The organism is Clostridium tarantellae (genome assembly GCF_009295725.1).
Taxonomy (GTDB): domain Bacteria; phylum Bacillota; class Clostridia; order Clostridiales; family Clostridiaceae; genus Sarcina; species Sarcina tarantellae.
This window is the reverse complement of sequence record NZ_WHJC01000023.1, coordinates 1-21814: the sequence shown is the minus strand read 5'-3', so window position 1 is coordinate 21814 and position 21814 is coordinate 1. Positions and strand designations below refer to the sequence as shown.

The 21814-nt window shown below is 28.0% G+C and carries 18 protein-coding genes; 1 reads left to right on the top strand and 17 read right to left on the bottom strand.

Annotated elements, in window-relative coordinates:
• Window positions 1-89: 89 nt before the first annotated feature.
• The 12 genes from GBZ86_RS03605 to GBZ86_RS03550 form a co-directional block, all read right to left on the bottom strand.
• A complete protein-coding gene (locus GBZ86_RS03605; protein ID WP_152887820.1) occupies window positions 90-734 on the bottom strand; it encodes a V-type ATP synthase subunit D in 645 nt (214 codons plus the stop codon).
• Window positions 735-736: 2 nt separating this feature from the next.
• Window positions 737-2119 (bottom strand): V-type ATP synthase subunit B, encoded by a 1383-nt coding sequence (locus GBZ86_RS03600; protein WP_152887818.1) that lies wholly within the window; start codon window positions 2117-2119, stop codon window positions 737-739.
• Window positions 2119-3888 (bottom strand): V-type ATP synthase subunit A, encoded by a 1770-nt coding sequence (locus GBZ86_RS03595; RefSeq protein WP_152887817.1) that lies wholly within the window; start codon window positions 3886-3888, stop codon window positions 2119-2121. Before GBZ86_RS03595 ends, GBZ86_RS03600 begins: the two co-directional genes overlap by 1 nt.
• Before the next feature lie 16 nt (window positions 3889-3904).
• Window positions 3905-4222 carry a V-type ATP synthase subunit F gene (locus GBZ86_RS03590; RefSeq protein WP_422678908.1) on the bottom strand — a complete coding sequence of 106 codons (318 nt, stop codon included), beginning with the start codon at window positions 4220-4222 and terminating at the stop codon, window positions 3905-3907.
• Entirely contained in the window at window positions 4209-5210 is a 1002-nt protein-coding gene (locus GBZ86_RS03585) for a V-type ATP synthase subunit C (protein ID WP_152887815.1), read from the bottom strand. The genes GBZ86_RS03590 and GBZ86_RS03585 overlap by 14 nt, the downstream gene beginning before the upstream one ends.
• A 12-nt stretch (window positions 5211-5222) precedes the next feature.
• Window positions 5223-5822 (bottom strand): V-type ATP synthase subunit E, encoded by a 600-nt coding sequence (locus GBZ86_RS03580; protein ID WP_152887813.1) that lies wholly within the window; start codon window positions 5820-5822, stop codon window positions 5223-5225.
• A gap of 29 nt (window positions 5823-5851) precedes the next feature.
• Window positions 5852-6334, bottom strand: coding sequence for a V-type ATP synthase subunit K (locus GBZ86_RS03575; RefSeq protein ID WP_152887811.1), 483 nt, complete (start codon window positions 6332-6334; stop codon window positions 5852-5854).
• A gap of 24 nt (window positions 6335-6358) precedes the next feature.
• Complete coding sequence (locus GBZ86_RS03570; RefSeq protein ID WP_152887809.1) at window positions 6359-8311, bottom strand: V-type ATP synthase subunit I; 1953 nt, start codon at window positions 8309-8311, stop codon at window positions 6359-6361.
• On the bottom strand, window positions 8298-8624 hold the full coding sequence (locus tag GBZ86_RS03565) for an ATPase (protein ID WP_152887807.1): 327 nt from the start codon (window positions 8622-8624) through the stop codon (window positions 8298-8300). Before GBZ86_RS03565 ends, GBZ86_RS03570 begins: the two co-directional genes overlap by 14 nt.
• Window positions 8625-8893: 269 nt before the next feature.
• Window positions 8894-10567, bottom strand: a complete 1674-nt coding sequence (locus GBZ86_RS03560; RefSeq protein ID WP_152887805.1) for a B12-binding domain-containing radical SAM protein — start codon at window positions 10565-10567, stop codon at window positions 8894-8896.
• Entirely contained in the window at window positions 10461-11066 is a 606-nt protein-coding gene (locus tag GBZ86_RS03555; protein ID WP_152887803.1) for a hypothetical protein, read from the bottom strand. The genes GBZ86_RS03560 and GBZ86_RS03555 overlap by 107 nt, the downstream gene beginning before the upstream one ends.
• 87 nt (window positions 11067-11153) lie before the next feature.
• Window positions 11154-12437 carry a PQQ-dependent sugar dehydrogenase family protein gene (locus GBZ86_RS03550; RefSeq protein ID WP_152887801.1) on the bottom strand — a complete coding sequence of 428 codons (1284 nt, stop codon included), beginning with the start codon at window positions 12435-12437 and terminating at the stop codon, window positions 11154-11156.
• Window positions 12438-12636: 199 nt separating this feature from the next.
• Here GBZ86_RS03550 and spoVB point away from each other — a divergent pair, with 199 nt between their 5' ends.
• Window positions 12637-14169 carry a stage V sporulation protein B gene (gene spoVB / locus GBZ86_RS03545; protein WP_152887799.1) on the top strand — a complete coding sequence of 511 codons (1533 nt, stop codon included), beginning with the start codon at window positions 12637-12639 and terminating at the stop codon, window positions 14167-14169.
• A gap of 79 nt (window positions 14170-14248) precedes the next feature.
• On the opposite strand, the gene GBZ86_RS03540 is transcribed toward spoVB, so the two are convergent.
• The 5 genes from GBZ86_RS03540 to GBZ86_RS03520 all read right to left on the bottom strand — a co-directional run bounded on the left by GBZ86_RS03540 (window position 14249) and on the right by GBZ86_RS03520 (window position 21754).
• Window positions 14249-17338 carry a beta-N-acetylglucosaminidase domain-containing protein gene (locus GBZ86_RS03540; protein WP_152887797.1) on the bottom strand — a complete coding sequence of 1030 codons (3090 nt, stop codon included), beginning with the start codon at window positions 17336-17338 and terminating at the stop codon, window positions 14249-14251.
• Between the two features lie 152 nt (window positions 17339-17490).
• The gene (locus GBZ86_RS03535) at window positions 17491-17727 is read right to left on the bottom strand and encodes a DUF1292 domain-containing protein (protein WP_152887795.1); all 237 of its coding nucleotides are present in this window, start codon (window positions 17725-17727) and stop codon (window positions 17491-17493) included.
• A gap of 112 nt (window positions 17728-17839) precedes the next feature.
• Entirely contained in the window at window positions 17840-19489 is a 1650-nt protein-coding gene (locus tag GBZ86_RS03530; RefSeq protein WP_152887793.1) for a putative polysaccharide biosynthesis protein, read from the bottom strand.
• Window positions 19490-19507: 18 nt separating this feature from the next.
• Window positions 19508-20482: an RluA family pseudouridine synthase gene (locus tag GBZ86_RS03525; protein ID WP_327443918.1), complete on the bottom strand. Its 975-nt coding sequence runs from the start codon at window positions 20480-20482 to the stop codon at window positions 19508-19510.
• Between the two features lie 75 nt (window positions 20483-20557).
• Window positions 20558-21754, bottom strand: a complete 1197-nt coding sequence (locus GBZ86_RS03520) for a M20 metallopeptidase family protein (protein ID WP_152887791.1) — start codon at window positions 21752-21754, stop codon at window positions 20558-20560.
• Window positions 21755-21814: the final 60 nt, after the last annotated feature.

The following is a 21814-nucleotide window of genomic DNA, read 5'->3' as shown; positions in this document are numbered from 1 at the left end:
TAATTATACTATTTTTTTTACCATTTATCAATCAAAAAAGGTTAGAATTAGGTGTTTATTAACTAATTCTAACCTTTTTTATTATTTTATTATCCTCTTTGCTCTAGCATAGACTTAACTTTCATAAGTCTTGTTAAAGCTCCTCTTTCATTTTCATCAAGTTTCATTCTTATGTACTTGATTGTTTCTTTAAGTTGAGGAATTGTCATATATTCAAGAGCATTAACTCTTCTTCTAGTTTTTTCAATTTCATCAGCCATTAATTGACCAGATTTTTCAACTTCAGCTAATTCTAATAACTTTGGTAATATACTATAAAGTTTAGATATCGCATCATCTAATTCAGATGAAGTATTAGTAAAGCCATATGGGTAAATGCTACCTTCATCGCCTTCTAATTTTCTTTTAAAGTTCATGATTGGCACATTTACACTCATGACATTTTTGTTACCTACTTCAACTTCTATTTGCTCTTTTGGATACGATATAGCTTCTTCTAGGAACTCTGAGCTCATAACAGCTCTAGCCATAACAAAATCATTTAAAGATGATCCAAGCTCTTTTTCAACATCTTCTCTTAATTGGTTATTATATTTAATAAGATTTATAAATTGTCTCATTAACTCATCTTGCTTATCTTTTAATAACTTATGACTTCTTGTTGATGTGGCTAATCTTTTTTTTAGCCTAGAAAGTTCCATTCTAGTAGGATTGACATTTAATTTTTGTGCCATTCTTATTCATCCTCTCCTACAGGCATATACTTTTCAAGATATTCATCTCTAATTCTCTTAAGTTCATTTTTAGGTAATATCTTAAGTAATTTCCATCCAAGACTTAATGTTTCTTCTATTGTTCTATTTGTTGTGAAACCTTGAGAAACATATTCATTTTCAAAAGCTTCTGCAAATTTAGCATAAGCCTTATCTACTTTAGATAATGCTGATTCTCCTAATATAGCTGCAAGTTCTTTTGCTTGCTTACCTTGAGCATATGCTGAGAATAACTGGTTCATTGTATCAGCATGGTCTTCTCTAGTTTTTCCTTTACCAATACCCTTATCTTTAAGTCTTGATAATGATGGTAAAACATCTATAGGAGGCATTATTCCTTTCTTATAAAGTTCTCTTGAAAGGATTATCTGTCCCTCAGTAATATATCCAGTTAAATCTGGAATTGGATGAGTTTTATCATCTTCTGGCATTGTTAATATTGGAATTTGAGTAATTGAACCCTCTTTTCCAACAAGTCTTCCTGCTCTTTCATATAATGTTGAAAGGTCAGTATATAGATATCCTGGATATCCTCTTCTTCCTGGAACTTCTTTTCTAGCTGCTGATACCTCTCTTAATGCTTCTGCATAGTTTGTAATATCAGTCATTATAACAAGTACGTGCATTCCTTTTTCATATGCTAAGTATTCTGCTGCAGTTAACGCCATTCTTGGTGTTGCTATTCTCTCTACAGCTGGATCTGATGCTAAGTTCATAAATAGAACTGATCTATCTATAGCTCCTGTTTTTGTAAATTCATCAACGAAGAATTCAGCTTCTTCGAAAGTTATACCTATTGCAGCAAAAACAACTGCAAATTTTGAATCTGAATTTAATACTTTTGCCTGTCTTGCAATTTGAGCTGCAAGTTCAGCATGTGGAAGACCTGCTCCTGAGAAAACAGGAAGCTTTTGTCCTCTAACTAAAGTATTTAAGTGATCTATTGCAGATATACCTGTTTGTATAAACTCTGATGGATAGTTTCTTGCAACAGGGTTTATAGCTTCACCATTTATATCTAATCTTTTTTCTGGAATTATTTTTGGACCGTTATCTTTTGGTCTTCCCATTCCATCAAATACTCTTCCTAGCATATCTTCAGAAACACCTAATTCTAAAGGTCTTCCTAAAAATCTTGCTTTAGTTCCTTTTAGGTTAATTCCTGCTGAACCTTCGAAAAGCTGAACCATAGCTTTATCTCCATTTACTTCAAGAACCTTACCTCTTCTTAACTCACCAGTTTGTAATTCAATTTCAACTAGCTCATCAAATTTAACACCTTCTACGCCTTCAACAGCCATTAAAGGTCCTACTACTTCAGTAACTGTTTTATACTCTTTAAGCATTATAGAACCCCTCCTTCGCTGATTAATCTATCAATTTCCGCTTTTAATTCCACTTCTATTTCATCCATTTTGCTTAATTGCTCTTCTGGTATATATTTACTTCTAGCAATCTTATCTCTTATTTCTAAATCTAATATCTTTTCTAAATAAACACCAGCATCTAATGCTCTTCTAGCTTCATACATAAATAATATAACTAGTTTAAGCATTCTATATTGCTTTTTAAGTGAAGCATAAGTATCAATTTCATGGAAAGCATTTTGTTGTAAGTAATCTTCTCTTATTGATTTAGCTACTTCTAACTTTAATTGATCTCCCTCTGAAAGTGCATCTTTACCTACAAGTCTAACAATTTCTTCAAGGTTTGCTTCTTCTTGAAGAAGAGCCATAGCTTCTGTTCTTAATGCTGACCAATCGCTAGCAACATTTTCATTCATCCAGTTACCCATTTTTTCTAAGTATAATGAGTATGATGTTAACCAGTTTATTGATGGGAAGTGTCTTCTATATGCAAGTTGAGCATCTAGACCCCAGAAAACTTTAACTATTCTTAAAGTTGATTGTGTAACTGGCTCTGAAATATCTCCACCTGGAGGAGATACTGCTCCTATAGCTGTAACAGCTCCTTCTCTTCCATCTTTACCTAAAGTTACAACTTTACCTGCTCTTTCATAATAATCAGCAAGTCTTGATCCTAAGTATGCTGGGTAACCTTCGTCTCCTGGCATTTCTTCAAGTCTTCCTGACATTTCTCTTAGAGCTTCTGCCCAACGTGATGTTGAATCAGCCATTATTGATACTGAGTATCCCATATCTCTAAAATACTCAGCTATAGTAATACCTGTATATATTGAAGCTTCTCTAGCTGCAACAGGCATGTTTGATGTGTTAGCTATAAGAACTGTTCTCTTCATTAAACTTTCACCAGTTTTAGGGTCTATAAGTTCTGGGAACTCATTAAGAACGTCAGTCATCTCATTACCACGCTCTCCACATCCAACATAAACAACTATTTCAGTATCTCCCCACTTAGCAACTTGGTGCTGAACAACTGTTTTACCAGCTCCGAATGGACCTGGAACTGATGCTGCTCCACCTTTAGCAACTGGGAAGAAAGTATCTATAACTCTCTGTCCTGTAACCATTGGTTCTACTGGATTTAACTTTCTTGCATATGGTCTACCTTTTCTTACAGGCCATTTTTGCATCATAGTTAATTCTCTTTCACCTTTTGAAGTTTCTAATACACATACAACTTCTTCAACAGTAAATTCACCTGATTTTATTTCTTTAACGGTTCCAACTATTCCATATGGAACCATTATTTTATGAAGTATAACTGGTGTTTCTTGAACAGTACCAATTATATCTCCTGCTTCAATTTCATCCCCAACTTTAACAGTTGGTGTGAAATCCCATTTCTTTTCTCTATTTAATGATTTTACTTCAACACCTTTTGTTAGGAATGAACTATTAGCTGCTTTCATAAAAGCATCTAATGGTCTTTGTATTCCATCAAACATTGCTTCCATAAGACCTGGTCCTAGTTCTACTGAAAGAGGCTCTCCAGTTGTAACAACTGGATCTCCTGGTCCTATTCCTGAAGTTTCTTCATATACTTGAATTGAAGCCTTATCGCCTCTCATTTCTATGATTTCACCGATAAGTCTTTTTTCACCAACTTTAACAACGTCAAAAACGTTAGCTTCATCCATGTTTTCAGCTACAACTAACGGTCCTGAAACTTTGATAATTCTTCCAGTTTTCAAGATATCTACCTACCTTCTATAAAATATTAACGCCGACAGCTTTTTCAACGTTATCTGAAATTCTTTGTTTTCCTATGTTTAAAGTTCCCTGATTGCTTGGAATTAATATTACAGCTGGAAGTAACTGTCTTGTATATCTTTCGATAGTTTCTTCAATATCTTTAGCCACATGTTCAGTTACAAATATAACTGCGTAATTATCTCTTGCCATTTTATCTATAGCTTTTCTTGCTTCGTCAGATTCTACTACTGGAAAAACATCTATTCCTAACGCTTTAAACGCTAAAACTGAATCTTTATCTCCAACAACTCCAACTTTTTTATACATAAATATCACGCAGCCTTTCTCTTATTACTTCCTCAGTAATATTATTAAGCTTGCCAACCATTATAATTCTAATCATTTTTATTTCTGTTTCTTTTGCATAAACATATGACATTATTCTGTCAGGTCCAAAAGTAACAAGCTTTGCATCCTTCATAAGAGCCATAACATAATTATCACTTAATTTTTCTAAAAGATTTGCAGAACCAGTTGATATATAAGCTTCTATTCCTTCTCTTACTACATCTGAATAAGATGAAGAATTTAACTTAGATATTATACCTTCTGGTGATTCATTTAGCATAGAAACTATAGCATCTTTACTAATAGCTCCACCATCTATCATAACTTCATTTGCAAAATCTCTTCCCTTATTTTGCTTTTTAATTCTAAGTAATGTTCTAACATTATTTAAATCAATTAAAGCATTAACATATTTATCAACAAATCCATAATTTAAGCTTTTTCTAATCTCCATCATTTCCTTGAACATAAAATTATCCAATATTATGTCAACTTGTTGAGGGTCTTTAGTAGCTTCAAATTGTTCTACCGTATTTAATACAGCTTTTTCCATAGAAGATCTTAACTGTGAATAATTTTCTCCATCTATTTTACGCTTTAATTCATTCACATCTTCTCTACCTAAATTGATAAACATATATGAAAAATCTTTACCAAGGAATTTACCTTTAAGTATAGACTTTAAGTTATGATATTCATATTTAATTCCCATTAAATCTATAATTTCTTTAATTGGGCAAATCTCATATACTAAATCATATACTCTCTTTAATTCAGCACTTAAAATTTCTTCATAATCTGCTGCTCTTTTCACATTTGACATTACATTTGAATACTCAGTTTCTCCAAGTATTTTTAATGCATCATTTGCTGAATGACTTTCTATCATTCTTTCAATTTTGGTCTTATCAAGGAGTCTGGTTTCTAATACCCAAATTCTTGACAACGCTTGGGTAAATTGCATTACATCCATCTGTCATCCTCCTTAATTAAATAACACCGTTGCTACTTCATACTCCAATTCATCTCTTAATGAATTAACTAACGCTTCATAAGTGCTATTTATTTCTACACCATTTTTCTCTAATATGAAACCACCTTTAAAGCTTCCAACTTCTTTACTTAAAGTTAAATTACCTAAAAGTCCTTTTTCAATTAAAGCATTATTTATTTCTTTTAAAAACTTATCATCAACTAATGATAATCCTTCTGAATTTAAAACTAAAGTTTCATCTCCAGATATATTCATTGAAATTATAGATTCTTTAACAAAAGTTAAAAACGCCTCTTTACTTAAGTTATTTAATGCATCAATGCTATTAACAAATACTTCATCTATTATTTGTTGTTTAGCTGCTAACTTGTTATTTCTAACTTTTAACTCTGCATTAGATAAAATTCTTTCCTTTTTAGTTTCAGATTCTAAATTAGCTTTTACTAAAATTTCTTTTTCTAATTCTTTTGCTTTGTCAATTTTTTTTGAAAGAATTTTATTTTTTTCATCTTCTGCAGAAGCTAGAATACTCGCCTTTCTTTCTTCCGCATCACTTAAGATTTTGGAAGTTAGATTATTTATATTTGACATATTAAAATCTCTCCAATCCTAGAATGTGCTTAGAATTTGCTTACTAACATGAATGAAATAACGAATCCTAATAATGCATATGTCTCAACCATCGCAGCTAATATAATACCTTTTGTGTTATGCTCTGGCTTTTTAGCTAATATTTGAATACCTGCAGCAGCAACTTTTCCTTGAGCAATTCCTGACCATAAACCAGCTATAGCTATTGGTAAACAAGCACCTAAGAAATATAAACCTTGCTCTAAAGTCATACCTTGAGCCATTTTACTAAATACTAAGAAACCTATAACAAATCCATATAAACCTTGTGTACCAGGTAATAATTCTAATACTAATGCTTTACCAAACTTTTCTGGTTCTTCAGTTACTAATCCTGTAGCAGCTTGACCAACTAAGCCAACTCCTTTTGCTGAACCTATACCTGATAAACCTACTGCTAATGCAACACCTAATGCAGCAAAAATTAATCCTCCGTTATTTTGAATAAAAAATTGAATCCAAGTCATATCCATGATAAAAAATCCTCCTAGTTATTTTTAGTTCTTTTTTAAATTAACATATTTTTCTGAAGCTTTAAATGGTGCGAATGGTTTTCCGCCACCCTCATAAAATTTTGAGAAATACTCAACATATTGAAGTCTTGCTGTATGCACATATGCTCCTAATAATGATAATAATAAGTTAAATATATGTGCTAACAAAAATAATACTGGTCCAAATATTATAGCTGCTATTCCTGGGAATTGACCTATTAATAGATTAAATGCACCTGCTATAGATCCACCTGCTAATCCTAGCGCCATAAGTCTTGTATATGAAACTAAATCTCCAACATATCCTGTTATTCCATATAAAGCATAAAGACCTTGCCCTATTTGAGCTCCTTTAGTTTCTTCAGCTCTACCGCCAGTTAATACAATAACTATCATACCAAATATCATTGCTCCAATTGCTATTTTAACAGCTATATCTGGTAAAGCTAATTGGGCACCTAAAGCAATTACACCAATTGAAACTAAAGTAATAATCCATGATCCAACATCATAAAAGGCATCTTTTGGTTTACCTAACTTTACTAACGTATAAGCTTTTAAAGATAATCCAAAGAATATTTGTATTACTCCTAAAACTATTGACATAATAAGTATTTTGTTAACATCATTATTTGGGTCAATAAATCTAGGTAATGGTAACATATCTCCAAAGAATGAACCATAAATTAATCCAAATAAGATAGTTGGAAAACTTAAATATAAGAAGAACTTAGCAAATTGTTTTTTGCTTTCTTCTAAATTTAAAAATTTAACTGCAATTAATGAAGCAATAAGCATTACTAAGCCATATCCTGCATCTGCTACCATCATTCCAAAGAATATTAAGTAGAATGGAGTTAGAAATGGAGTAGGATCTACTTCATTATATCTTGGGTAACTATACATTTCAGTTACTGATTCAAAAGCTTTAGTCATTCCACCATTTTTAAGCTTTATTGGTACATCATTAATATCTTCTTCTTTAACTTCTTCAAAAGTTAAATAGTAATCATCACCAAGAACTTCTTTACATATAGCTTTTAATTTATTATTATTATCAACCATATTCCATCCTTGAATAGTAACTACTGTTTTTGTTTTCAAGAAATTTTTAGAAACTGTTTTTCTAGTTACTTTGTTATAAAGATAATCATACATTAATTGTAGAATTTTTTCTTCATCTGTAAATGTAAATAACTCTTTTTTAACTTCAATAATTTTTTCATTTAATTCTTGAATTTCATTTTGAAAATTTGAAATTAGATTACTTGGAATGTCATTATAGTCTGTTTTAAAAGTACTAAAGCCAAATCCTCTAAGTATTTCTATTGTTTCATCTTTCTTATCTGTATTAACAAGAACTAAAATATTACTTTCATCATTATTACTTGATATTATTTCTACATATTGTTCTGATAATTTCTCAAGCAACTCTTGTTCATACTGCTTTGCAATAGTTCCAATGAAGTATGATGTGCTTTTTAAATCTTTTAAAGATTTAAATGGTGCATCTAATGATACCCATGGTCTTAATACATCAATTTCTCCTTCTAGTTTAGTAATTTTTGACTCTAAACTTGAAAGATGCTCTTCTTTTTCTTTAACTTTTTTATAAACTTTTTCCCAATTAGAATTTTTTATTTTATCCTCTAATTGCTCCATTGTTAAAGATTGTCTGTTGTCTTGCAAAGCCTTAAGTCCTGATTCTTTCGGCACATATTGCGTTAAGAATTCTAGGGCTGATTTAGCTTTTGATAAATCCTCTTCATACTCTGCATACTTTGAATCTACATCATCTTTTTCCAGTTCTTTAAAATCTTCATTTTTTTCAAACTGTTCTTCATCTTGTAAGTTAATAAACTCTACTTGTGAAAAAGCTTGTAATTTACGAAGAAGTTCTTCTTTTTGAGATTCAAATGTAAGCAAAGTGAATTTATTCATCTTAACTATTGCCATGCATCTTCACTATCCTCTCAACAACTATTTTAGTAGCATTTTCTTTTTTATCATTAGACATATTAAGAATTTTATCTACTTCTTCTTTTCCTTTAGCTAAAACTGGTTCAGCTTTTTTATTTCCTTCTTCTAAGGCATCTTGTAAAATACTTTCTCTTTTAGCATTTGCAGAATTTAATATTTTATTATATTCTTCATCTGCATTAACTGTTGCTAATCTAACAATTTCCTTAGCTTGTGCTGTTGCTTCACTAATTATTTGCTCTGATTTAGCTTCAGCTGCTTTAATCTCTTTTAATGCTTCTATTGCCAAAGTTTCACCACCTTTATAAGCAAATTTAATAATATATATTAATACTTAATATAGTATTAATTAACACTTAGTATATTTATATATTATACACAAAATTAAACATAATTCAACATAGAATTATTTATGTATACATTTACACTGAAATTTTATTAATTTTCATATAAATTTTTATATTATTTTTGAAAAATAAAACTTACAGTAATAGTATACCCTATTACTGTAAGCTTATTATACTTTAAATATATTTTTAATTCAAATATACAAGAAATTTATAATTTAATAAATGAATCATATCCAAAAACTTCTTCGTTAAATACTAAATAACTTTTATTAAATTTAACTTCTTCATCTTTCACATAAGCTAAAATATCTATTTCAAATTTTTCTATATGTATTTTTTTAAATATATTTTGTATTTCTTTTGCTTTATTTTTTAATTCTTTTTCTTCTTTTTTATCTAAATCTCTAAATAAAAAGTCTGGAAGCCACTTTTTCTTGTTAAAACATAAATAATCAAATTTAACTATTTCTTTAAGTAAATTTGCGTCATTTCCATTTAATTTATCTTTATTAAAATCTACAAGCATTTTATAATATTCTACATTTCCCAAACTTCTTTTAAATGCACCTTTTTTTTCAAAGTACATAGCTAAATTATAATAAAAATCGAAAGGATTTTCAAATTTATCTAGAAAAAACTTAATTGAATTCTTAAATTTACATGAATTATAATATTTATCAACTATCTCTTCAACTTTTTTCAACATTAAAAGTTCATCATAGCTAATATCTTTATTTCTTAATATTTCATAAGGTGCATAAGGAGCATAAATTATTCCCCATTTTTCCGCTTCATCTCTCATAGATGATCCTTTTAAAAGTTTTAAGAAACCTAACTGTATTTCTTCAGGTTGTAAAGAATGTACATCATTAAATGATTTCTTAAAAGAATTTAAATCTTCACCTGGAAGACCTGCTATTAAATCTAAATGCTGTAGAACATTATTAGCACTCGCTATTTTAAGCACTTTATTTCTTAAGTTTTCAAATGTTATCTTTCTATTAATATTTTTTAATACATCTGGATTAGTGGTTTGAACTCCTATTTCTAATTGAAATCTATTTTTAGGAGCCTTATTTAATATTTCAATCTCGTCCTCTTTTAAAAGGTCCGCTGCTATTTCAAAATGAAATTTTGTATTTGTATCTTGTTCACTTAAGAACCTCCAAATTTCTTTTGTAAACTCCCTATTACAATTAAATGTTCTATCAACAAATTTAACTAATTTTAATTCTTTATCCATAAAAAACTTTAATTCTTTTTTTACTCTCTCTAAGTCTAAAAATCTTACTCCATGCATAACTGAAGATAAACAATATTTACACTTAAAAGGACATCCTCTTGATGCTTCATAATATACTATCTTATTTTCTATATTGTCTTCATATGTATATGGAAATATAAGCTCATTCATATCCATTTGAGCCCTTTCTCCATTAAACTGAACTCCCATATTAGTTTTATAATATAATCCTTTAATCTCTTTTAAATGTTTTTTGTTAAGTTTATATTCAACAAATTCTCTGAATGTTTTTTCTCCTTCACCTACTATTACATACTCCCCTAGATGATTTTCTAAAAATTCCTTTGCCTCATAAGATACTTCAGGACCCCCATATAAAATTTCTATCTTGGAATTAACTAATTTTATAAGCTCTGCTAACTTATTTATATATTCCATATTCCATATGTAACAGGAGAAAACCACCACATCTGGTTTTTCCTCCATAATTCCCTCTAAAATCTTTTCAATTCTGTCATTAATAGAAAATTCTTTAATGTCTCCTTGGAAATTTAAGTCCTTTGTATATGCTCTTAAATATCTCACTGCTAAATTGCTGTGAATATATTTTGAATTTACTGCTGTTAATAGTATTTTCATCCTTAATGCTCCCTCTCCTTATAGCTTTAATGTATATTATTTTATCACAAACTTTAGTTTCCTGTATTTCAAAATATTTTTCAAGTACTTTTTCTAATGTATTTTCTGTAAAATCTATAAATGGGCTTAAATTATTAAAATTAAATTCTTTCTTTCTACCATTAGGTAATAATACATTTATTTTATCTTTTGCTATTTCTTTTTGCTTTTTTTCTCTATCCCAAATATATAAAATACCTCCAAATTTTAAATTATACCATATTTCTTCTATTATTTTTTCTTTTTCTAAATTTGAACTTATTTGACTTAAAGAAAAAAACATAACTCCATTATCATATTTATAATTTTCCTCTAGATTATCTTCATAATAATCTACACTAATTTCATCACTATAATTTTTTAAAATATTATATATTACTCCATAGTTGTCATTTCCTACATCTAAAGTACTTCCTTTGAAACATATATTACTCATATCTAGACTTAAAATATTTTCCATAAACGTCTCTCCTTTTACATAAATTTACAAAGTAACCTTTAAGATATAATAACTCTCTATTTTTAATAAAGAGTTATTACTATATTTTTAACTGATTTTTTCTTCGTTAAATAATTTTATAACCAAAGTTATGCTCATAAAAATTGTTGATAGCAATAAAAAAAACATTGCTATCATATTGTTACTATTATTTTTACTATGATTAAATACTTTAAATAAATAGCCGTTATTTTTATCTAATAAATATAATTCTCCCTTATAGATTTTCATATCTTTCACATTAGCATTTTTATATAATTTTATTGTATTTTTAACTGCACCTTCTTTTAATATATTTATTAAAACTCCCCTTTTCTTATCAAAAGTAAATATAGAATCTTTTTCTCCTAAAACTCCATCTCTATCAATACATAAAGCAGTTAAAGCTACTATATCATTATGTTGATAAAAGGGAGAGTCTAATTTAGATGATGGATGCTTTTCTAATACAAAATTAACAGTTGTTTTATTTTCTTTAAAAAATCTTGGAGAATTAACAGGATCTCCTCCACTATAATCTGGCCATCCATACCAGTTTTCATCTCCCTTTAATTCATATATATAATCAACATCATCATGTATTGGTCTAAATCCCTTATCTTCAATTCCTCCTACAACTCCATAAACTTTACCCTCACTATTGTAATCAATTCCTTCTATATTTCTTACACCAAAACAATAAAGCTCATTTTTTTTGCTAGTTAAATCAATTCTAATAACAGATGCATTCCCTATTGGACTATCTTTAATTTCTTGCCCCTTTTTAGTTGTAATATTATACTCTACAAATGCTCCTGTTTTATTTTCATTATAATTTCTACCTGATAATATAAGCTTTTTAGGAGATAAATCAAATTTTTCTCCTTCTTTATCAACTATTCCACTATTAGTTGCTGCTCCAATTGATAAATATATATAATTATCTTTTATCATTAATTTGCACTCTTTAAATTCTCCTTCATTAGGAATGTTCTCTAAGATTATCTCTTGCTTTTTTTCATCAATATAATAGCCTTTTAATTTATTTTTACAAGTATAATAAATTACTCCATTAAAATATTCAATATCATATATGTCTGAATCTTTTTCTTCAAACAAAATTTTTTTCTGCCTATTTGAATCAAAAATTAATACTTTATTATTAATAGCTACATATATGTTATTTTTTTCATCTAATGCTAATGCATTAGCTTTTTCAACCCCTTTTAAAATTAATTCATTATTATACTCACTTTCAACATAGGCTATTCTCTCGCCTTTAACATAAAAAATAACAAATGCTATTATAATAGCTGTTCCTATCAACATAATTGTTGAAATTACCCTTTTCATAATACCTCCTTTTTAACTTTAGCTATTCCTTTAAATTTGTATTTATAAAAATATATGCTTTTTATTCTTATAAAATAAATAAATTTAATATTTTATAAAATACTTTGTTACTAAACATAATTTTATTTACTTTATGTATATTTATATTATGAAATGAATAGTCATTAATTGTGGAACTTTTCATAAGGTGGTGTATTATTTGAGTAGAAATGATTTTTATAAAAATTCCTTCGTATTAACAGCTTCTAATTTAGGTACAGGAGTATTGGGTTTTATATTTTCTGTATATCTTTCAAAAGTTCTTGGAGCAGAAGGAATGGGGTTATATGGTTTAATAATGCCTATATATAATTTATTTATATCATTAATGACGGCTGGAATTGTTGCAGCTATTTCAAAAATTACTGCTGTTTATGCTGCTAATGACGATTATAATAATATAATCAAAACTATGCGTACTGTAGCAATTTTTAATTTTATATGGTGTTTTTTCATCGGAATATTTGTATTTTTTCTCTCTCCTATAATAGGAAACTTATGGGTAAAAGATCCTAGAACTGTTAAAGCTATTATGATAACTTGTCCTGCTATGGTCTTTATTTCTTTATCTAATATACTTAAAGGATTTTTTTATGGTACTTCTAAAATTACTATGCCTTCTTTAATAGATATTTTAGAAAAAGCATTAAGAATTTTAACATTAGCACTATTAATTTTTATATTTAAAGCTGAAACATTAGAAAATTTAGTTGCTTTAGCTTATATTGCATTATGCTTAGGTGAATTGCAAAGTTTAATTTTATTATATGGATATTTTAAAGTATTAACAAAAAAACTACCCACAACACCTAAAAAAAGAGAGGGAAGAGCACAGCTTTTATTTGATGTTTTAATAACATCATTTCCTTTATGTTTAAATGGATTTTTAATGAGTATTTTTGGTACACTTTCTGCATTAATCGTACCTAGAAGATTAATGTTAGCTGGCTTTACTTATTCAGAATCCCTTGCTCTCATAGGAAAATATTTAGGAATGTCCTTAGCCATTGTTACTTTTCCTATAATAATAGTATCTTCCATAAATACCATGCTTATTCCAGATTTATCACAAACTATAAACAAAAAAGATTATTATTCAGCAATTAAGCGTATTAAAGAAGTTTTAAAAATCGCTTTTTTAATAGGTATAGCAACTACAGTCATATGTCAATGTGTACCAGATTCTTTAGGAAAATTATTTTTTGGAAGAAGTGATTTAGGCGATTTTATAAAAGTTTCATCTTTAATAATGCCTATAGTCTTTACCTCTAATACTATGTATGGTATTTTAAATGGTTTAAATAAACAAAATGTTATTTTAAGAAATACAATAATAACAGAAATTTTAGAAATAGTTTGCTTGTTTATATTTACTTCAATTCCTTCTATAAATATTTATGGATACGCTTTAACTATGTTTTTAGTATCATCTTTATCCTTAAGTTTAAATTTATATGAAGTTTATAAAACCATTGATATAGAACTTTCATTGGCTAATATTTTAATATATTTATTAACAGGAGTTCTTTGTTTTATATGCTTTAATTGTTTTTCTTTACAATTATCTTATTTAGACTATAGATTACAAACATTTATAGTTTCATTTTTCACTATAATTACTTTTTTAATTATTATACTAGGTGGTAAAATAAAATATTTTTTCAGAAAAAATATTTCAAAAAAAGCTTATTAAAAAGAGCATGGATTATACCATAATATAAAATGATATATTCCATGCTCATTAACTTTTTTTAAAAATTTCTGTTTACTTATTAAATTAAATTATTTACTACATTATGAATAAATGCAGTCATCTTACCTTTTTGCATTTTTTGTGTTCTAGCATTAATTGCAACTGGTCTAGATTTTTGTTCATACTTATCTATTGCAACTATTTTCACATTATATAAAGTATTAGCTTTTAACCCTTCTAATGTATATTCTGTATTTTCTCCTGAAACTCTTGTTAACTCTACACCATCTTTGTATATAACATATTCTTTTATTGCTTCACTTACTTTAGGAGATTCCCAAGATACTGTTATTGTGCTGTCTGTAGAAGAACTAGCTTTTAAATTTTGTACCTTTCCTGGTTTAATTGGTGTTACTGAAGAATTTTCTTTTACTTTAACTTTTTTATCCTTTAATTCAAAGCTATGAATTACTCCTTCAGCATCCCCTATTTCAGCTTTTGTAATAGCTATATTTGTTTCTTCTGCTGTTGCTTTTGAAGTTAACTTAACATTTATAAAATCAGTACCTATTGGTAATCCATCCCCACCTAAGGAAGCAACTATTAATCTTACAGTTCCATCTTCTTGTGGTTTAGCCATTAAAGTAACATTTTCATTTAAACTTTTAGCTTCTTTAAAATCAAATACTGTTGGATCATATGAAAGTACATAGTCAGCCGCATACGCATTAATTTCTTCTTTTTTACTTTCTATACCTAATGTTACATTTAAGTCTTCTCCAACTTTTATTTCATTTTCTGAATTTATTGATGTAATACCATCTACTTCTTCTTTTGCTATATTACCATACGCATTAAATTCTGCTGCTGATGCATGTGAACCATGACTTGCTGTTACTTCTAATTTAATAAATTTAGCTTGAACTGGATCTAACTCAATAATTTTCGCATCTGAATTATTTTCTAAAGTTCCCTGTTTTACTTCCGTGAAATTAACTCCATCTATACTAACATGCAACTTATATCCTGTTATCGTACCATTTGGAACACTATCTTGTCTTGGTACATATCTTACTTTATTAATTTCATATATATTATCTAATTCTAATTGTAAATAATGAGGTGGCTGGGCTGGATTTGATCCTGACCACTCTGTATGCCAAAAAGTACTTAAACTATTATCTGAAGCTTTGCTTGCTGGCGTATTCTCTTTATTAGTTTCTTCCGATGAAGCTGTTACTTTAACAGCACTTGGATCAATCATAGTTGCATCAAAACTTAAAGCCTCATTTAAAAATGATACTGCAACTTTTTCAGATATTTTAGCCCAAGTTCTACTAACATCTGCTTTATTAGCTTCTGTTTGACTCTTTAACTGTTCATATAAATCATTATCTTTATTTAATTGTGCTACAATCATATCTAATGCTACTTTATCATAATCTGCTAATTTTCCAAATAAATCAAGCTGTCTTGAACATTCATCTAAAATATTTTGTGGTAAATTTGCTTTTAAATTAGTATAAGCTTCTTTCATTTTATTAAAACTAGCATATAACTTTTCAATTTCATTTGTAGCATCTTCTCTTGCACTTAATTTTTTCCATAAATTATCCATATCTTCTCTCATCTCTGGCGCATCTTCTCTACCAGTATGAGCCCAACTATTATCCATTCTAGTTGAATGATTTGCAAATACTTTCATATCCTCTGCTAAATCACCATATAACATTTCAATAGCTCTATTCCAAGCTTTATCATAATCATAGTTAGCTGTATTCCATGAATAATCTGCTGCTGTGTGTAAAGAAATTTTAGATAAATCTGCGTGTTCCATCGGATTCATTGTAAAGAAATCCACATATTGATTTAACCCTAAATCTAACCCATGTGTTGGTCCTAAAGCTAATTTATTTTTAAAATAATCTGTTACTGGATAGTTCCACCAAACAGCCATTTGCCTATTATAAATTCCACTTATTAATTCTGCATCTGAATTAGGAATTTCATTAGTAACAACTCCTGGACCTGTATACATTACTTCAATATCTTTAGATACAGTTTCTGCAAACTCCCTTGTATATTTCTTAGGTTGTCCATTTGAAACCATCGCTCCTGTATCATATTCCGTTGGAACAGTTATAAGAGGTTTAATATCTCCTTTAGCTTTAATAAATTCTTCATTAACCCTATTTAAAACAGTAGCTTGCTTTACAGCACTTTTATCTTCTATATCATCATAATAAATTGCAAAGCTTCTAACCCCCATGTCATATAAAGACTGAAATTTATTTATTAAAGCTCTAAAATCTTCTTCTCCTGCTTCACCATCAAATCTAATATCAATACCTGGTGAAATAGCAAATACAAAATCTACTTTGCTTTCTTTAGATGCATCTATCAACTCTTGCATTCTTGTCATTTCACTATCTGGATATGGATCTCTCCATTTTTCTCTATGATATGGATCATCTTTAGGAGCATAAATATAAGTATTCATTTTATTTTCCCCATAAAACTTAATTTGATCCAATCTATCTTGATGAGTCCAAGGTGTTCCATAGAATCCTTCAACTATCCCTCTTGCACTCATAGTAGGATAATCACTTATAGAAACTTCTGGTGTTACAATGCTTTCTGATTTATTTTGAACTAATTGCTTTAATGTTTGAACACCATAAAATGTTCCAACCTCATCCTTACCTTCAATTAATATAACTCCTGGAGCTTGTCCCTCCTGATTAGCTTCTAAAACATAACCTTGATCTCTTAAATCATTAGCTCCATTAATTTTCAATTCTTTTTGTACTCTATCCATTTCTGGAATATCATCTTCAACTTCTCCTATTATAAGAGTAGTTGATAGGTCACTATATTCTGTATTTATGCTAATTTTATTAGCTTTTAAAAATTCATTTAAAACTTTTACTGCATCCTTATCAGCTTTATCTGCACCTATTATGTTAACTGATGTGGTTAATTCAAATCCTTCTCCTATTATATCTAAATTTTGAGGAGTAGGACTTAAATTAGGCACAGAAATTGTATTTACTTTTTCTTGTACTTTTTTTGGCGCTGCTGCTTTAACAGTAGTTCCTATTAAACCATTAATTACAAAAATACACGAAAATGCCATTGCTATTATTTGTTTTATTTTTATCTTTCTCATATTCCCTCCACATTGTAAAGATTTACAAGAATATAATACCTCTTTTGTTATATTATGTCAACTAATTATATCTATTTTTCTGTTTTTTTAAATTTAAAAACAGAAAAGACATAAAAATATTTTTTAAAAGTTTTTATGTCTTTTATTAAAATCTAAAATTTAATATTTGAAATTTGTTTAAACATATTTATTTCTTTTTCAGATTTAACTTCATGAAGGCTTTCATTCCAATTTTCATCAAATTTTATTTTAAATATTTCTATATTTTTATTTTCAACTTTAGTCATAGCTACATATTCACTTCCACATATAAGCTTTTGCTCTAATATTTCATAATCAATTTTATTTCCTTTTTCATCTCTAAAAGATACTATTTTTTCTTCTAACATAAAGTGTACCTCCTTAACATTAATAAATTTATTATTAACCTTAATTTTAATATTATTCCTTTTAAATAAAAAACTGAAGTATCAAAAATTTTTGATACTTCAGTTTTTACTTTTATAAGTATTTTCTTAAAAACCTTGGCATAAATTTTAATATTTTTGGAGAAATATCTTGTATATCATTTTTCCTAATTCCACCTAAATATAATAAAGCATGTAAATATCCTAAACTACCAACTGCTACTATTATCAATATAATTGGAATTCCAATTAAAATATTTAATTTAGATAAATCAATTAATAAACTTATAAGATATTTTATTATTATTATTATAGCTGACATATATATAGAAGCTATAAAAGGCTTAATTATTAGTTTTAACATAGATATTTTAAATTTTAAAGTTTTTCTCATTCTAAAATGATTTAGTATCATTGAAATAAAAGATGCTATAGTAGTTCCTATAACAGCACCAAAAATATTTATTTCAGGTTTAGCTACTAAAAAGAAATTTATTCCTACTTTAGCAATTAATCCAATACTTAAAGTTGCTAAAACATAATAAAATTGATTTACACTTTGTAAAATTACATTTTGTATAAGAACTATTCCCATAAGTGGTAGAGCTACCGCCCCCATTACCATCATCATATAACCATCAGATGAACCAAACATATAAATATATATCTCTTTTGCTAATAAGGCTAACCCAAAAGTAGCTGGAATAGATACTATATATACCATTCTTAAAGAAAAACTAACCTTAGTTTTTACTTCTTTTTTATTTTTTAAAACATAAGCTTTAGATATAGCAGGTAATGCCATAAACCCTAAAGATGTAATTATAATCATTGGTACGTTTAATAAAGTCTTATATCTTGTAGATAATAAACCATATACAACAGTTCTTTCTGGTTCTTGAAACCCAGCTATTGCTAATCTGTTGTTTATAGTCATCATATCAATTACATTTCCAAAATTCTGTAACCCAGCACTTAAAGTAATAGGTAACCCATACTTAATTAATTTTCTTAATATAGTTTCTCCACTAACTCTTCTAATATTATGATTTTGTTTAACTTTAGCTTCTTTTTCTACCCCATAAATATTATATATATATATAAAATATATTACAGCAATTAATGCTCCTATCGAAGTTCCTACGGTTCCTCCTGCTGCTCCTAAAGCTGGTCCTGCATCTGGTCCTAATTTAGTAGCAAATGTGGTATTACCTGCTTTCATTAAAAAGTATGCACAAATTAAACTTAATCCTACATTCACAACTTGTTCTATTACTGTGGCAACCCCTATTGGAATTACTTGATTTCTTCCTTGAAAGTAGGCTTTGTAAGCAACTAAAACTGAAGTTACCATTACTGTTGGTGATAGAAATACCAAACCATATACCATTTGTGGATTATTACTTAACTTTGCTATAATAGGTGCTCCTAACATCATAACTAGAGTAAAAAAACTTCCCAAAATTAATAATATCGTTCTTGACATTTTAAGTGTTCTCAAAGAATCTCTATAATTTCCTTCAGCATTTAATTCTGCTACATATTTTGAAATAGCTGTTTGTATTCCTACATTAGTTAGCGCATATATAAATACAAAAACCTCATATACTTGACCATATATTCCCATTCCCTCTTTGCCTATTATTCTAGTTAAAAGTGGTACATATAATACTGATATAACTTTTGAAATTATACTTGCTAAAGAAAGGATGGCAAATCCTTTACTTATAGATTGTTCTTTCATAAAATAAAATCCCCTATTCTAAATTACAAATTTAAATACATCTCTCTTTATTTTTTTAAACATAGGTGGTAATCCTTGTGCTATTGTTTTATTTCTTAAATATGTAAATTTTTCTGGTACATCTTTAAAAATAACTTTATATGCATATAAAAATTGATAATTTAATCCAAACTTATTATCAAAAAATGAATTATACTTATTATCACCATATTTGTAATCTCCAATAATAGGATTTCCTAAATAAGCTAAATGAGCTCTTAGTTGATGACTTCTTCCTGTTATTAAATCTAATTCTAAAAAAGAATAAGCTCCATTAGTTTGAAGAACATTTACTTCCATAGCTATTTTTTTTGTATTTGCTTTAGGAGCTTCAAAAATTTGAGCTACATTATTTTCTTCATCTTTTGTAATATATGCCTCATATTTTCCTGGCTTAATTTTTCCTTTAACTAAAGCACAATAATATTTCTTAACTTTTCTTTCTCTAATTAATTCATTTAATATTTTTAAAGACTCAAAGTTTTTTCCAAAGAAGACTATACCAGATGTATTCCTATCTAATCTATTGCAAGATGCTGGTGTAAATGTTAATTCATTTTCTGGCACATAATCTCCTTTTTTATATAAATATGAAAGAACATAATCTGTTAATGTAGGAGTTCCGTTTTTGCTATCTGAATGTACTAAAACCCCTGGCCATTTTTCAACTAATAATATATTTTCATCTTCATAAACTATTTGTAATGAGCTTGCATCTACTTGTTGAAAATTTAATTTTCTCTTTTCTTTTTTTACCACACTTTGAAGATATTTTATTTCTATAACATCTCCTTGTACTAAGGAGTATTTTTCCTTTTGTTTCTTTCCGTTTACTCTAATATCTCCTTTTCTAAGTGCTTTAAAAATTGCACTTAAAGGCACATCTTTAAGATACTTTCTTAAAAATTTATCAAGTCTCTGACCTGCTTCATTTGTTCCTATCTCTATTTTCACTATTAATTCACACTCCTAAAATTTAAATGTTAACTTTAATAAATAAACTTTTGCTTTTTATAGAGTAATATTATTTTACTCTCTTGTCAAATATCTAAAAGCAGCCTCACTTTGAATAGCAACTCCTATTGGTAATAAATCCTCATCAATATCAAATCTACTATTATGAGCTGAGTATGTTATATTTTTTTCTTCATTTTTAGCTCCTAAAAAATAAAATGCCGAACTTCTTTCTAATGCAAAATATGCAAAACTTTCTACTCCAAGTTTAGGTGCTAATTGTTCTGTAACATTTTTTTGTCCTATTATTTCTATAGCAGCTTCTTTTAATAATTCAACAACAGTATCATCATTATATAAACAAGGATAACTTTCTTCAATTTCTATTTCATATTCACCTCTCATAGCTGTACACATTGATGCAACAATTTCTTTAATCCTCTTTTTAGCAAAAGCTCTATCTTCTAAAGTCATAGTTCTTATTACTCCTTTTAAAATAACTTCATCAGGAATAATATTTTGAGCTGTTCCTCCATTTATACTTCCCACTGTAACTACAGCTGGATTTACAGGCTTTATTTCTCTACTAACTATAGTTTGTAATGCTAATACTACATGTGATGCTATTACAATTGGATCTATTGCCATATGTGGATAAGCTCCATGTCCACCTCTTCCTTTTATTTTTATAGTAAATGGATTAGAAGCAGCATTAACAACGCCTTTTTTTACCATTATCTTTCCAACTTCTAAAGTTTCTTCTACATGCAATCCAATTATCTTATCTACTTTAGGATTTTCTAAAACACCTTCTTTTATCATAAAAGGAGCTCCACCTATTGTTTCTTCTGCTGGTTCAAAAAATAATTTTATAGTCCCTTTAAATAAATGTTTATTTTTATTTAATAATTTTGCTGCTCCTAATAATATTGTTGTATGTGCATCATGACCACAAGCATGCATTTTTCCTGGCACTTCTGAGGAATAGGAGCAAATCTTTTTATCATTTATAGGTAATCCATCAATATCTCCTCTTAAAGCTATACATCTCTTACTCTTTGTATCCTCTTCTAAAGTACCTTCAATAATTCCACATATCCCTGTTTTAGCAACTTCAATATAAGGTATATTTTCTTTTGATAAAAACTCTTTTATTTTACCTGATGTTCTCCATTCTTCAAAACCTAATTCTGGATGCTTATGAAAATCTCTTCTCAAATTTATTAACTCATCTTTTAATTCTAATGCTTCTTTTTTAAAATCTATTTTCATTAATATATTCTCCAATCTTATAAATAATATATAATTTTCAATATAATAAGAATTATATAT

Coding starts and splice junctions, on each gene's coding strand:
- GBZ86_RS03605 (WP_152887820.1), bottom strand. CDS start 734: ATGGCACAAAAATTAAATGTCAATCCTACTAGAATGGAACTTTCTAGG.
- GBZ86_RS03600 (WP_152887818.1), bottom strand. CDS start 2,119: ATGCTTAAAGAGTATAAAACAGTTACTGAAGTAGTAGGACCTTTAATG.
- GBZ86_RS03585 (WP_152887815.1), bottom strand. CDS start 5,210: ATGGATGTAATGCAATTTACCCAAGCGTTGTCAAGAATTTGGGTATTA.
- GBZ86_RS03580 (WP_152887813.1), bottom strand. CDS start 5,822: ATGTCAAATATAAATAATCTAACTTCCAAAATCTTAAGTGATGCGGAA.
- GBZ86_RS03575 (WP_152887811.1), bottom strand. CDS start 6,334: ATGGATATGACTTGGATTCAATTTTTTATTCAAAATAACGGAGGATTA.
- GBZ86_RS03570 (WP_152887809.1), bottom strand. CDS start 8,311: ATGGCAATAGTTAAGATGAATAAATTCACTTTGCTTACATTTGAATCT.
- GBZ86_RS03560 (WP_152887805.1), bottom strand. CDS start 10,567: ATGAAAATACTATTAACAGCAGTAAATTCAAAATATATTCACAGCAAT.
- GBZ86_RS03555 (WP_152887803.1), bottom strand. CDS start 11,066: ATGGAAAATATTTTAAGTCTAGATATGAGTAATATATGTTTCAAAGGA.
- GBZ86_RS03550 (WP_152887801.1), bottom strand. CDS start 12,437: ATGAAAAGGGTAATTTCAACAATTATGTTGATAGGAACAGCTATTATA.
- GBZ86_RS03540 (WP_152887797.1), bottom strand. CDS start 17,338: ATGAGAAAGATAAAAATAAAACAAATAATAGCAATGGCATTTTCGTGT.
- GBZ86_RS03535 (WP_152887795.1), bottom strand. CDS start 17,727: ATGTTAGAAGAAAAAATAGTATCTTTTAGAGATGAAAAAGGAAATAAA.
- GBZ86_RS03530 (WP_152887793.1), bottom strand. CDS start 19,489: ATGAAAGAACAATCTATAAGTAAAGGATTTGCCATCCTTTCTTTAGCA.
- GBZ86_RS03520 (WP_152887791.1), bottom strand. CDS start 21,754: ATGAAAATAGATTTTAAAAAAGAAGCATTAGAATTAAAAGATGAGTTA.